Consider the following 14,311-nt stretch of genomic DNA (forward strand, 5'->3'; position numbering starts at 1 on the left):
TCGATCGGCTTGACCATATTACAATATACACGATTAAGATCGTGTATGTCATTAATGCGTTGTTTGTTAACTTACTTTGTTCTGTTTGGCGGTCTACGCCGATGGACTTTTTGCTAGGCTAACGCTCCGCAAAAGTCCCAACCTCACTCCCTATGGGTCGTTGCGGTTGGCTTTCCCTCATCGGGAAAAATAGAACCTTTGTTGTATATAGTTGAAGAAGAGTAAGATAAGAAGAAGCCTTATGTCGAAAGATGTGAGGCTTTTTTTGTTTCTGGAGAATCAAAAAAAGTTTTCTGATTTATTAGCTTGTTATATATCATGCATATTGCCTTTTAACATGAGTTAAGTAACAAGTATCCTTTATTTACTAGGAGAATCGAATGTATACAGAAACAAAAATTTGGTCAAGGTCACTTGGAAATCAGGGTGATTCATTCGATCCTTATCGAGAGCGTCTCAGAGCAACGTATTCAAAGTTTAGAGAACGCGTTGGAAATTTAATACAACATATTCCTTCTGATACGCTAGGTTTAACGGTCCATGACCTTACGCACTTGGATGCTCTGTGGGAGATGGCAGACATATTAACAGATGATTCTTTTATTCTTAATCCTGCCGAAGCTTTTGTTTTCGGAGGGGCAATCCTATTACATGATTCCGCTATGACTATTTGTTCCTATAAAGGAGGAATTGATGAAATAAGAAGTTCTCCTGAATATTCTGACGCAATCGCCCAGTTTCGTGCAAATTTTTCAAGCAAAGATTTATCAAGAATTGGCACAACAACCGCAGAGGCATTTGCCTTAAATGAAACCTTACGAATTAAGCACGCAAGTAAAGCTGAGGAGCTTGCTTTACAACAATGGGAATCACAATTTGATGGTGATCCTATGTTTTTGATCGATGATACCGAATTTAGAGACCATTATGGAAGGTCAATCGGACGTATTGCACATAGTCATCATTGGAACATAAGCGATGTTCCGAAAAATTTTATCGCCTCTCAAGGAGCATTTTCTGGATTTCCACAAGATTGGAAAGTTGACCTTTTAAAAATAGCCTTATTACTTCGTTGCGTAGACGCTATGCAGATAGATGATAGAAGAGCGCCAAAATTTTTAGCATCTTTGAGGATTATTGGAACTGATTCAATGGAGCATTGGCGATTCCAAAACAAACTTACTCAGCCACATGTTGACGAAGGACGGATTGTATATACCTCCAAAAGTCCTTTTTTGGTTGATGAAGCAAACGCTTGGAACCTTTGTTTCGACACATTACAAATGATCGACAGAGAACTCCGCGACTCCAATGATTTACTCTTAAAAAAAAATCTTCCCAAATTTACTGTCAATGGAGTCGCGGGTGCCGGTTCTGCAGATGCACTAGCACAGTATGTTGAAGTACAGGGATGGCGTCCATTGCCGTTAAATCTAAAGGTTTCGAATGTACCTAACTTAGCGCGTACATTAGGTGGAAAGGATTTATACAACAGTCCACTTTCACCGCTTCGTGAGCTTATTCAAAACTCGGCTGATGCAGTTGAAGCAAGAACACTTATAGATGATGAATTTTTAATTTCCGATGGAAAAATTACAATAAGGTTTATTGAATCGGACTCGGAAACAATGTTGGAAATTGATGACAATGGAATAGGAATGTCAGAGGGAGTTCTTACGACAGCACTTTTAGATTTTGGTTTTTCTTTTTGGAAATCCTCATATGCACGCACTGAATTTCCTGGACTTCAAAGTGAAGCCTATCGTTTTCGTGGAAGATATGGGATTGGTTTTTTTTCTATTTTTATGTGGTCAAGCGAAATCATTGTTAGTTCGCGTAGATTCAATGAAGGTATCGATGCAGCTCGTGTGTTAGAATTTCGACAAGGGATTGAATCACGCCCAATTTTAAGAGCAGCAGCCTCTGGGGAGAAATCAACTAAGTGGACTACTCGAATCAGACTTAAATTGGACAAAGATTTTTTTGATAAAGTAATTCCGAATCCTTCCCAGGATTATAACATAAGATCCCGATATGAATATCGGCATTCATTTTTTAATCAAAACTGGATTCAAAGATTAAGGTTACTTTGCGGTGCCTTACCAATTAATGTTTTATTGGAGAAAGACTCACGTTCTGAGAGAGTTAGTCTTCCTGAATGGAGAGAGTGTTCAAATGAAGTTTTCGCAAATTTTTTTAATGATGTTATATTTAAAAATGACCAAAAACAAGAGAGATTCATTCCAACGTTAACTAAATTATCTGAATTGCCCCCAATGGGCGGTCGTTGTTTTATTTCTCCATATAACTCAGATGAATCGAAAGTTGCCGTATATGAAAAAGGAATATTTATTGGTTTTGAATATACCAAGAATATATTTGGTGTAGCTGAATCTAAAGCAATTAACGCAGCAAGAGATCGACATTCCAGAATCGATTTAAGAAAAGATAAGGAATGGATTGAATGCGTCCGCTCAAAAGCATTTGCAGTTTGTCGAAATATTGGTGAAAAAATAGAATTACAATCTTTATTTGTTTCTTTTGACGTTCCTGATCCTAATCAACCAATGTTTATTTGCAATCGCGAATTTATATCACTTTCGGAACTAAAACGTAAAGTTAAAAATAATGGGATCTTTTTTATTAGATTAACAGAAGAAAGTGAGAATGAATTTTCTTGGAAGCTAGCAGAGAATCTTTCAATTATTACAGGGCTAAGTGTGGATGAAAGTCGTGTTTTCCCACTCGTTAAATTTAGAGGAGCCATTGGATTGGGGCAAAGTATAGAAAACTTGGTAAATGAAGCAAATGAGCCGTTGTTTAATTTTTTGAAAGAAATTTGTGCAGAGTTAGGGCCTTCATCAAGTATAAAATCTGAATATGTTGAATCAAGCGGATATAGAAATGACTATATTGATATTTTTATTCAATAAATTATTAAAGATTAAATTAAACAATTTAATAAAGTTTTTAAATTCCTTTTGATTAATTGCTAATATCAGATTTTATTCTGTATAAAAGTCTAAAGTCAGAATGCATTTCTGACGGAGGCGTGGCCAAAGCTCGCCAGTCTGAACAGGAGGTACAGCTGGCAGGAGTCGGGAAGGCATTCTGCTGCTTTTTTTATCTATTTTCTAATAAAGACATAGGCGGCACCGGAAGAGAGTGCTGAGTTATCGGAACTCGCAGTGGGTCCATTTGTAATTGTATTTTGATTGCTATCTTCCTGGCTCACTCCAACAACAATCGTATCTCCCGAAACTCCAATGGATTTGCCGAACCAATCATCAGGATCTGCATTGGGAGCCTTGAGATACGCATTCAAAGTCCAATTGGAACCTTTTCTTCCATACACAAATACTGCGCCAGACCTAGGTGCAGAATTATCGATACTGATCGTTTGTCCATTTGTAACAATTCGTTGGCCGCTATCCTCAAAACCCGCACCGACTACAATTGTATCTCCTTCGATGGCAAGTGATTCACCAAAATATTCGTCTGCTTTGGCATTAGGTGCTTTCAGATACGCTTCATGGATCCAGGTAGATCCTGTTCTTTTAAAAACATAAGCGGCACCCGCATTGGTTGCCGAGTTATCGGAACTCGCAGTTTGCCCGTTTGTGATTGTTATCTGACTACTCGCCTCGGCAAATGCGCCAACAACAATTGTGTCTTTCGAGATGGCAACATCCTCTCCAAATTTATCGGTAGGGTTGGCATTGGGAGCTTTCAGGTATGCCTGTTCCACCCAAGTGGATCCAGTCCTTTGGAATACGTATGCCGCTCCAGAACTAGTCGCTCCGTTATTGCTACTTGCGATCCCACCGTTTGTAATGGTTGTTTGGTTGCTATCTTCTTGGTTGGCACCTGCAACAATGGTATCGCCCGATATGGCTACACTGATTCCAAAAGAATCTTGGGCTTCTGAATTGGACGGTTTGATATAGGCTTCCTGTGACCAGGTGGAACCCGACCTACGAAATACATAGATTGCCCCAGAACTGGTAGATGAATTGTTTATACTTGCAGTCGGACCATTTGTAATGGTTGTTTGGTTACTATCCTCCAAATATGTTCCAACTACAATCGTATCTCCGGAGATCGCTACTGGAAATCCAAACTGATCCGTTGATTCTGCGTTAGATGGCTTGAGATACGCCTCTTGTGCCCAAGTGGAACCTGACCTCTTGAATACGTAAACTGCTCCGGCGCCAGTTGCCGAGTTGTCCCCACTTGCAGTAGGGCCATTCGTGATCGTTGTTTGGTTGCTCTGTTCCAAGTTGGCACCAACAGCGATTGTGTCTCCGTCAATAGCGACTGAGACTCCAAATTGATCGCCGGGGTCTGAATTGGAAGCTTTGATATAAGCTTGTTGGGACCATATAGAACCTGTTCTTTGGAATACATAGGCGGCTCCCGATAGACCATTATCGTTATTGCTACTGGCACCTTCACCATTCGTGATCGTAGTTTCGTTGCTAGCTTCTCCTATGGCACCAACAACAATCGTATCTCCTGAAATGGCAACCGCAGTTCCGAAACCATCGCTCGGTTCTGCGTTGGAGGCTTTGAGGTAAGCTTGGCTTTCCCAAAGTTTGATCGGAGTCTGGATTCGGAAGCCACAGGATGGAACTGGACCTTCTGCGGTCGAAGATACAAGTAATGTTGAGAGAAAGTCATTCGATTCTGGATCGCAGGGATTATTTAATGTTAATCGCTTACAACTGAAGGAGAGAATCATTGTAAGGAGAACCAAGAGATTTAGAACCAAAGTCGATTGAGAATTGATTTCTTTCATTGTTTCAATTTCTTTGAATTCTCTTCCTTGCGATGAAAATTCCCAGCATTCGATATTAAGAATTTGTAAATTTGACTCACCTCAGGCAAGTATTTTTCATGTAGTCATTACTTCACATTTTTAACCATCCTTGGATGGATGTGGAAGCGAATTCTAACAGGGCTCGCTCATTGTTTGTGATTTCTTTGTAGGCGAGATAAAAAGCGATCAATTCAAGAGGATATTGCAAATGATAATGGTTAGATGGTTTCTGTTTCCATTCCTTCCAAAAGGTAGAACGCTGCAAACGAAATCGTTCCCGAAAGAACAGAAATAAAAATGGAATGACTTCAGAAGCTTTTAGAGATTTCCAGATGGTTTTGAATGTTTGCCATTGCATTCGATAGAAAAAAGGAAACAAGTTTCTGGAAACTGGCATGGTAAGATAATTTAGATTACCTTAATAAAAAACAATTTGTTTTCGAAGTTGATACTAAGATTTATCTCGTCGCGAATGCCTTCATTTTACTTTTATTGGTATCGGAAAGAATTTAAAATTGATAAGAATCTCCATTTGTTAAGGCAATCACCAAATATTTGGTAGGCGAATGTTTCTGGCATTCTGATGCATTTTTGGTTTCAATGTAAGGTTACTACAAATTTATATTTTTAATCGGACATTAGTGAAAGAAGCGGCAAAGCGTAAGCCATCTTAGGTGGAGAGGGTGTTGTTTCCTGAACATAGGATTTTCACCAAAATTTCGATTAAAAATGAAAGAAAAATGAATCGACATCTAGTCAGGAGGATCGAAAAAATAACGTTTGTCTTTATTTTTATAGAATCAAAAAGGAAATTTTAGAAACCAATGAAGAAATTAATTTTCGTAGTAACCTTGTTAGTTTTAAATATTCAATTATTTGCAAAAACTCATACATTGGATGAAGGAAAAATTTCCTTTGAAACAGGTGATGAGTTCCAGCCTTTTTCAAAGGAAATAATCGATTTAAAATATCCTTCTAAACGAGCTCCTAAGTATGTGATTGGAACTAAGTCCACTAAAACATCAATTGGTTTTGATATAAAAGATAATCAAATCGAAGAAATTAATCTAGAAGATGCTAGAAAAGCAATGTCGGAAACGTTTTCAAAAATTATCCCTGGAATCAATTGGATTAAAAATGAACTAATAGTTGTTAATAATAAAAAGTTTATCCTTTTTAATTTTTTATCAAATGCTATCGATACGAAAATAAATAATACTATGTTGGTTACGAATTATAATGGAAAAATGTTATTGTTTAACTTCAATTCAACTATAGATGAATACCCAAAGTACAATAAGACTTTTGACCAAATCATAGAATCGATTAAAATTGAAGAAAAACAATAGGTAATCTGGCATAGGAGTTTAGTTATGAATAAAGCAAAATACATAGGGATCACAGCGAGTCTCTTGATTCTTCTCGGGATTGTTTTTTATGGTTATATGGGTGGGTTCCAGGATGTAGTTGTGAATCGTGAATCATTTGGTCCAACAGAGATTTACTATACAACTCATAAAGGACCTTATAAAGATATCGGAGCTAGTTGGGGAAGTTTTCAAAAAGAATGGGAGATGCTAGGGATTACCAATTGCGATAGCCTTGCCATTTATTTGGATGCACCCGATACGGAACCAACCAAGTTACGATCGATTCTTGGATGTCGATTGGAAGGGCTTACTCCTGAACAAAAAAAACAAATTTCTGGAAAGTTTCACACATTCTCGATTCCTAAAATGAATGGGATCAGTGCTTCCTTTCCATTTAAGAATTTTTTATCTTATTTTTTAGCACCAACCAAAGTGTATCCTAAATTCCAAGAGATCTTAACCGCTGAATCTTCCCAAACTTCCGTCGCAATCGAAGTTTATGGTGGGTCTTCCGAGTCTGTGGATTCCATTGGATTCTTTATGCCCGTAGGTGTTAGTCGAGAAATTTTTCGCTCATTAGAAGAGGCGTTCCACTAATCCGAATTAAGGTAGGGCTCTTTTCGCTAGGGATTGTAGGGCTTGGTCTGCCGTAAGGCAGACGGAAGCGTAGCGGACCCCGGAGTAGCCCGGCCCTTATTCTTTCCATCATACAACAAGATTGTTTTGGGAGCGCAAATATCCATCGTTTTTGTTTTTCTCTTGTTTCTAGAATTTTGATCGATAACTTTAGAAACTTTCTAAATAAACTTATGTTAAACTAAGAATGGAAGAAACAAGGTTCCTTGACTTTCGTTGACTGGTCAGTCATAATGAAATTGGAAAGTGGATGAATATAAATAAGATTTTGAAATTTAAATTGAGAGAGGTTTTGTAATGTGGAATTTTAATGCAGAGGCCGGAACAACAACAATCGAAGGGATTGGAATATGGCTCCTTGTTTTTTTTACCCTTTTTGTTTTTAATGAATTTGCAAGGAGATGGAAATGGGCTGGTTTATTTAGCTTCATAGTCCTTCCAACTTTTTTGTCTATTCTTTGGTTTTTCTTTATGAAGGAACAAACCTATACGGATTGGTTTCATTTAGCAAAAGTATACTCTGCGCTTGCAGGTTGCCTTATCTTTTGGGCGATTCGCCATATTCAAAAAACTGATAAAAAAGGAAATGTACGTTGGCGATTAGCAAATGTTAAACTGGCTTTGTTTTTTCCCGCTCTTATTTTGGCGGTGAATATCATTGAGGCAGTCACGAGAGATTTTCAAGTAGGAAAGATTTATTGGAATATTTTTTCTGGACCGATTGAAGGAGAGGTAACTGGAGTTCTTGGTGGACCTTGGAATTATATGAACGCCATTGCAGGGATTCTTAACACAGTGACAATCACTGGTTGGTTTGGAATTGTCATTCGAAAAGAAACAACATCTGATAAGAGCCGGGATATGTTATGGCCTGACATGCTTTGGTTTTGGATTGTTGCGTATGATTTGTGGAATTTTTCTTACACATACAATTGTATTCCATCCCATTCTTGGTATGCAGGTTTGGCCCTTCTTTTGGCGCCAACAGTTTGTGCGTTCACAATAGGAAAAGGTGCATGGTTACAACATAGGGCACAAACGCTTGCTATTTGGTGTATGTTTGCTCAAACATTCCCTTCATTTTTAGATTCAGGAGCTTATGTCGTTCGCTCAACCTATCAACCTTGGATTTATAATTCTGTTGCTGGACTTGCGCTGGCAAGTAATGTTGCTGTGTTCTGTTACATGGTATATAAGTGGATCAAAACAAAACGAAATCCATATGCTGGAGAGATTTACACAGACTTAAGTGAATATAAATCGATAAAGGCTTTGGCAGAATCTTAATTCAAATATTCAAGTTTATTGAAAAGGGTCATTCTATTTGTGACCCTTTTTTTATTTCTGATAAAGATTGATATAAATCAATGAGCTTTGAGGTGATTGATTTTTTATATGGCCAAATCATTGGCTTTTCTTTTGTTTTAATAGATTAAAATGATTTCTAACTTTTCTCTATATGGTTCTTTTGTCTTGTGAAGTATCTGTTTTATTTGGGATTCGTTACTTATATCTTTTTGGTTTCGAATTGCTCAAAGGTAGATTCTAGAATCATTCAAGAAACATCTGAATTTGAGGTCGTGGAACCTCCTTCGGATTTTTTTCTTTCTTCGCTTTGTCCTTCTGGATGGAAAACCGAGAAAGGTTCCTGTGTTATAAATTATCAGTATATAAATTCCTTAGAAAAAAACGGTGGCTTAGGGCAATCTCTCCCCAATGTCAAACTAGATCCGAAGGTGATTGATTTAGGAAGGTACTTGTTTTTTGATCCTATCCTGTCTGGCGATAAACAGTTGTCATGTGCTCATTGCCATCACCCAGCCTATAGTTTATCGGATGGTAGAAAACAAAGTATTGGAAAAGATGGAACTGGGTATGGGCCGGAACGCAAAAATGGAGTGGTGTTAAAAAGGTCAGCACCAAGTTTGTGGAATGTTCTTTATATGAAACATTTGTTTTGGGAAGGGAGAGCCGCAAATTTGGAAGACCAAGCGGATGGCCCACTCTATTCTCCTGATGAAATGGGTAGTTCTCCTGCGATCATCGAATCACGATTAAATGAAAATCCTTTTTATCAAAAAATGTTTCGCCTAGCTTATGGCCAGAAAGGAACAAAAATTTCTGCAGAGCTAGTGGTTGATGCAATTTCTTCTTTTGAAAGATCACTTGTTTCATTTAGCAGTAGGTTTGATAAATGGTCGACTGGTGATAAAGAGGCACTTAGCGATGAAGAATTGTTAGGTTATAATGTATTTCGTTCTTTTGTTGCCAGATGTGCGGAATGCCATCCTCCACCAATGTTTACAAATAATGTTTTTGCTACCATTGGCGTTTTGGATTCGGGGGTCAGGGATTATGGTCGAGAAACCATAACCGGTCAAGATTTGCTTCGTGGTTCTTTTCGTGTTCCTAGTTTGAGGAATATAGCAAAAACAGCACCTTATATGCATGCTGGAAATTTGGAAACCCTTGAAGAAGTTGTAAATTTTTATAACGAAGGTGGTGGTAGGGGGAATGGTGCACCCAGCGACCTTCGAATTCATTGGCATGTTAGAAAAATGGGCCTTAGTCAAAATGAAATTACTTCTCTCATTTCTTTTCTAAAGGCATTGACTGATGAATCGAGTATGCCAAAATTTCCAAAGTCCGTACCATCAGGTTTACCAGTAGCACTTGAATTAGAATCATATCATCGGAGTTCCAAAAAGTAATGATTTTTAAAAAACTTTTCCAGTCTATTCGTTCTTTTCAAAATCGAAAAACCCATTTTCACCTATGGTTTGTTATCTTTCTAACTTTTGTCTTCACGTCCCAAGTTTTTTCACGCACAGTGGAAGTTCGTGAAGGGGAGTCGATTCAGAAGGCAATTGACTCGTTAGAAAAGGGAGATACCGTAAAAGTGTTTCCTGGAATCTATCACGAGTTTTTGTTCGTGGACAAAACTCATTTTACTCTATCGGGCGTGATTGTCAATGGCAAGTGGCCAGTGTTAGATGGAGAGGCAAAACTGAATGATGGTGTGATTGGGTCTGGTGCTAATTTTCTAATCGAAAATTTTCATATCAAAAACTATAAAGCAAATGGAGTGATGACCCAGGGTGCAGGTAATATCATTATGCGTAAACTCATTGTGGAAAATACAGGAATTTACGGAATTTATCCAACAATGGGAACTAACGTAGTCGTTGAAGATACAGTTAGTTTGGGAATTGCTGATGCGGCAATTTACATAGGGATGTGCCACAATGTCGATGTTAGACGAAATGAAGTATATGGTAGTGTTATTGGGATTGAAATCGAAAATTCAACAAATGTTCTAATTGAAGGGAATACTGTGTATGATAATTCGGCGGGAATCGTTGCTTTTGCTTTGCCAGGTCTTCCTTTAAAAAAAGTTGAGAATGTAATCATTCGGAAGAACTTTATATTTGATAATAATCATAGAAATTTTGCTGAACCGGGTGCTCTTGTTGCAGGTGTTCCTCCTGGGATAGGAATTGGTGTTATGGCTGGTGACGAAGTTACCATTGAAGGCAATATCATTCGTAGAAATAGTTTCGCCGGAATTGGAATTGGAGATAATAATTTACTTCCAAATTCAAAATCACCTGATCCAGATGTAGAACCAAATCCTGACCGCAACAAAGTCCTTGAAAACGTTTTTATTGATAATGGATCTCGGAAGTGGAACGATTTTATCTCTTGGATATTTTATGTGATACGAGTTGTATTTTCTGGTAATCCGATCCCTGAATCTCCTAACGGTGGGAAGGTGGGGATTTTCCCAGAAGGATACGATATTGTTGCTTCCGGGAAAGGAAAGGACAATTGTTTGTCCTCTCCTGATTCAGTAACAAAAATCGGAACTAGCGAATACGGGATTTGTTCACCAAAAGAATCCACTGAGCAAATCAAAACAATGATAGGTGACCCTAAGTTGGGAGAAGCTAAATCGGATGCTAGGGAGCTAGGGAAACAGGTGTTTGGTGCCGTGTGTTCTGGTTGTCACTCTATGACTCTTCGAACAGTAGGCCCTCCGATTAAGGAAATACAAGATAAATATAAAAAAGATGTATATGGCGTTGTTTCCTTTGCTTCTATGCCCAAAAAAGTTAGAGAAGGTTTTATTGAAATGCCTTCTCAAAAATATTTAGGAAACGAAAAGTTAACGGCAGTTGCTAATTATATTTTGAACTTGAAAGATGAAGGGTCCAAAGGGGTGGTAAAATAATATGAATGCAGAAAAAAACCTTCTTCAGATGAATCCGTTTCGTGGTGGGTTGATATCGATCATTCGTTTGTTCACACCACCCATATTAGCCTTTCTTCTAATCGTATTGGTTCGCTATGTTTCTGGTGATGTTTCTTGGAAACGCAATCTTTTGGCGGTTTCGTTTCTTTGTTATTATGTTGCCGTTTCAGTTTTGGGAACCTTACGTGCTGCCTCAGCAGTAGAGGATATCCTGGGAGAAGAAGACGTTGTGGAAGATAAAACGTCAAGAATGAGACGTGCCAGACATTCTGTTCGGGTTTTCTTTTCTCTTTGGTTTGTGGGTGGAGTAGCGATCCTTGCTGGATTGTATGTAGGGATGAATAAAAGTCGCTGGGATATGCCCATTCCACTTCCTTCGTTACAAATATTAAGTTCGATTGTTTGGGCGATTCTTTCTTCGTTATTATTACAACTAATGAGTTTTCATCGGGGCATTGTGCTTACAAAAGGTGGATCAACAAAAGGATATATTGCGCAAAGTATTTCGATTTATGGATTTCTCATTGCTCTGTTCCCAATTTATTTTCTGTTATATGCAGGGAATGGTAAAATTTTAAATATCCCGTATCTTGTGGCCTTCACGTTACCTACCAATATATTATTAGTTTATTTGATTATTAAAAAATATAAGTCTGTCTTAGGTATTCTTGGAGAAAATTCGGAATTATTTTTTCATCCTGACATTAAATTTGCCGCAAAAAAAGCCTTTGGAGTGTTTTTCATACTCTTTCTTCTTATCAGTTTATTCTTTTTGGATTATTCGCGAAGAAGGAAATTACTCTGGATTTATTCCGCTAAAGAAAACCATATTTTTCTATTTCAGGTTTTGCATTTAACTGGCGTTAGTGTTAATGAAGTGGATGAACATAAATACACACCACTTTTTTGGGCGATCCAAGGTGGGTCACTTCCATTTGTGAAGTCGATCATTGAAGATGGAGCAAATTTGGAAGCAACCAATGAGTTTGGTCAAACTCCATTGATTCTTGCTGTATTACTTCAAAATGAACCCATTGTGAAGGAATTGGTTTCTTTGGGATCTGACCCTAACATGGCCGATACACTGGAGGGACAAACTCCTTTGATTTTAGCAGCCCGGGATGGGAATTTTGAAATCGCATCATTTCTTTTAGATAAAAAAGCAAATCCATCGCTTAAAAATAAAAAAGGTAAATCAGCATTGGACTTAGCTTTAGAAAACGGACATCTTAAGATCGTCGATTTACTTAAAAGCCGATAAACAAATCGAATCGATCTGAAATTATTTTAATTTCTTTTCGAAAAAATCGGAAATATCAAGTTGAGTATATTTGAAAACTAACACTAGTATGGTTTTCAATTTCGATAAGATAGGATCATATTGAGCTTTTGAGATAGGAGTTTAGTTTCAGAACTCCTTTTTTCACTTGGATATGGGCCACCTAACAATTGAAAGAAACTAAAAAGATAGAATTTATTCCCTTGCAATTTGATTCAGTATTTCACATAATTCTTCTGGTTTGCTAAAAAAAGGAGAATGGCTGGAATCAATTTGAAAAACCCGATCACAGGGAGAATCTTTTTGCATCTTCCTTTGGAGAAACAGTGTAACAGCTTTGTCTTACAAACATTCAATGTATATCTTCGGAATTTTACCAAAACGTTCTTCAGTTAATTTCAATTTTTCAAATCCCCCTAAGTTTGGTTCTGGTGTGAGTAAAACATTGGCTAACTCAGTGATCTCGAGGGGGCAATCATGATAGAGTGCTTCCTGAAAGATATGTTGGCTCAAACGATGGGTTCTGTATTTTTTCGGTAAAAAAAGATCTATCAATGTTTTTTTATAACCAGTATAATCTTTAATCAATCGACTGGCTAGTTTTAAGGAAATTTTTGGAACTGTGTTTTGTATCACTAAAGACTTCCGATCAAGGAGAGCATATTCCATCATTGACCTTCCGTTTGGAATTAAATAGGATGCGAGGTAAATTAATTTCTCAATTTTTTCCGGGATTTTTTCAGCAACTCTTGAAATGACAATTCCGTTTCGGCTGTGGGCAAGTAAAATCACTTTGCCTTCGACAGCTTGGATCACCTCTAGTGTTTTTGTTCACATAGTCATTAAGTGTTGTTGAATGTATTTTCTTTCTGTCTAGTCCATGCCCAGGCATATCAATGCTTATCGCTTGGTGTCCAAGTTGTTGTAATAACGGAACTATTTTATGCCAATTCCAAGCACCGTGGTAAGAACCATGTAGTAAAATAAATGTTTTCATCTCATCTCCAAAAATGGAATGAGAATAGTTTAGATTGAATTCAATGATTCCAAAACCCGATTCTTGCTATTTCTTAAAAAAAGTCTCGCATAGGTTAGGAAACTTACGTTTTATGAACCTGGTTGGTATATGAAACGTATCAAATTATTTTTATTTAGTTTGTTTGTCCTAACAAGTGCTGTCTTTTCAGAAAAACGGGAAATAAAATCCAATCATCCCAATGAAGATACAGAAATTACAGTGGCAGTTGCTGCGAATTTTAAAAATCCAATGGAAGAAATTCGGGCCTCATTTTTAAAACAAAACCCAAAATATAAGGTCACAATCATTTGGGGTGCTTCAGGCCAACTCACAAGTCAAATTCGAAGTGGTGCACCCGTCGATTTATTTTTATCTGCTGATATGGATTTTCCAGAAGCATTGTATAAAGAAGGTTTTAGCAAAAACCAACCCAAAGTTTATGCCATTGGAAAATTGATACTCATGTCACAAATGGGAAAAAATAAATCGAATTCGATTCAAGAACTTTTGGTTAATGAGAATACTAAGTATATAGCAATCGCTAATCCAAAAACTGCACCATATGGTAGGGCAGCGATTGAATCGCTAGAATATTTTGGAATTTATGAAAAGGTAAAGGATAAACTTGTGTTTGGTGAAAGTATCACCCAAGTAAACCAATTTATATCCACAGGATCTGCCGATTTTGGTTTTACATCACTTTCGACTGCTCTTTCTAAAGAGAATACAAACCAATTTTGGTTAAATGTAGATCCTTTATCTTACACACCGATCCACCAAGGTGTAATCATCATAGAAATAAATAAAAACCGATCAAAGGAAGAAATCAAATTATCCCACAAATTTTTCGAATACTTATTTTCTAAAGAAGTTCATCGTATACTCTCTGTATATGGATACACTGCACCTCCATTATGATTGTAGTAGTTGTATTATT

12 protein-coding genes are annotated in these 14,311 nt (G+C 37.4%); 8 read left to right on the forward strand and 4 right to left on the reverse strand.

Going from position 1 to position 14,311, the window contains the following annotated elements; all coding sequences use genetic code 11:
* Positions 1-380 precede the first annotated feature (380 nt).
* Positions 381-2,933, forward strand: coding sequence for an HD domain-containing protein (locus EHR01_RS10715; protein ID WP_135694783.1), 2,553 nt, complete (start codon positions 381-383; stop codon positions 2,931-2,933).
* A 194-nt stretch (positions 2,934-3,127) separates the two neighbouring features.
* On the opposite strand, the gene EHR01_RS10720 is transcribed toward EHR01_RS10715, so the two are convergent.
* A complete protein-coding gene (locus EHR01_RS10720) occupies positions 3,128-4,741 on the reverse strand; it encodes an FG-GAP repeat protein (protein WP_425269987.1) in 1,614 nt (537 codons plus the stop codon).
* Positions 4,742-4,910: 169 nt separating this feature from the next.
* Complete coding sequence (locus EHR01_RS10725; RefSeq protein ID WP_244310073.1) at positions 4,911-5,216, reverse strand: hypothetical protein; 306 nt, start codon at positions 5,214-5,216, stop codon at positions 4,911-4,913.
* Between the two features lie 427 nt (positions 5,217-5,643).
* Between EHR01_RS10725 and EHR01_RS10730 the strand changes: the two genes are divergently transcribed.
* The 6 genes from EHR01_RS10730 to EHR01_RS10755 all read left to right on the forward strand — a co-directional run bounded on the left by EHR01_RS10730 (position 5,644) and on the right by EHR01_RS10755 (position 12,338).
* Positions 5,644-6,168, forward strand: a complete 525-nt coding sequence (locus tag EHR01_RS10730; RefSeq protein ID WP_135694785.1) for a hypothetical protein — start codon at positions 5,644-5,646, stop codon at positions 6,166-6,168.
* Positions 6,169-6,192: 24 nt separating this feature from the next.
* On the forward strand, positions 6,193-6,786 hold the full coding sequence (locus EHR01_RS10735) for a GyrI-like domain-containing protein (RefSeq protein ID WP_135694786.1): 594 nt from the start codon (positions 6,193-6,195) through the stop codon (positions 6,784-6,786).
* 336 nt (positions 6,787-7,122) lie between these two features.
* Entirely contained in the window at positions 7,123-8,112 is a 990-nt protein-coding gene (locus EHR01_RS10740) for a DUF5692 family protein (protein WP_135694787.1), read from the forward strand.
* A gap of 293 nt (positions 8,113-8,405) precedes the next feature.
* Complete coding sequence (locus tag EHR01_RS10745; RefSeq protein ID WP_244310074.1) at positions 8,406-9,536, forward strand: cytochrome-c peroxidase; 1,131 nt, start codon at positions 8,406-8,408, stop codon at positions 9,534-9,536.
* Positions 9,537-9,655: 119 nt separating this feature from the next.
* Positions 9,656-11,056, forward strand: a complete 1,401-nt coding sequence (locus EHR01_RS10750; RefSeq protein WP_244310075.1) for a parallel beta-helix domain-containing protein — start codon at positions 9,656-9,658, stop codon at positions 11,054-11,056.
* A gap of 1 nt (position 11,057) precedes the next feature.
* The gene (locus EHR01_RS10755; protein WP_135694790.1) at positions 11,058-12,338 is read left to right on the forward strand and encodes an ankyrin repeat domain-containing protein; all 1,281 of its coding nucleotides are present in this window, start codon (positions 11,058-11,060) and stop codon (positions 12,336-12,338) included.
* 360 nt (positions 12,339-12,698) lie between these two features.
* Here the strand turns inward: EHR01_RS10755 and EHR01_RS19325 are convergent, their stop codons facing one another.
* On the reverse strand, positions 12,699-13,172 hold the full coding sequence (locus EHR01_RS19325; protein WP_244310076.1) for a hypothetical protein: 474 nt from the start codon (positions 13,170-13,172) through the stop codon (positions 12,699-12,701).
* On the reverse strand, positions 13,096-13,353 hold the full coding sequence (locus tag EHR01_RS19415) for an alpha/beta fold hydrolase (protein WP_341866996.1): 258 nt from the start codon (positions 13,351-13,353) through the stop codon (positions 13,096-13,098). Before EHR01_RS19415 ends, EHR01_RS19325 begins: the two co-directional genes overlap by 77 nt.
* 129 nt (positions 13,354-13,482) lie before the next feature.
* Between EHR01_RS19415 and modA the strand changes: the two genes are divergently transcribed.
* Positions 13,483-14,292 (forward strand): molybdate ABC transporter substrate-binding protein, encoded by an 810-nt coding sequence (modA, locus tag EHR01_RS10765; RefSeq protein ID WP_135694791.1) that lies wholly within the window; start codon positions 13,483-13,485, stop codon positions 14,290-14,292.
* Positions 14,293-14,311: the final 19 nt, after the last annotated feature.

It is taken from the genome of Leptospira mtsangambouensis (assembly GCF_004770475.1).
Lineage (GTDB): Bacteria > Spirochaetota > Leptospiria > Leptospirales > Leptospiraceae > Leptospira_A > Leptospira_A mtsangambouensis.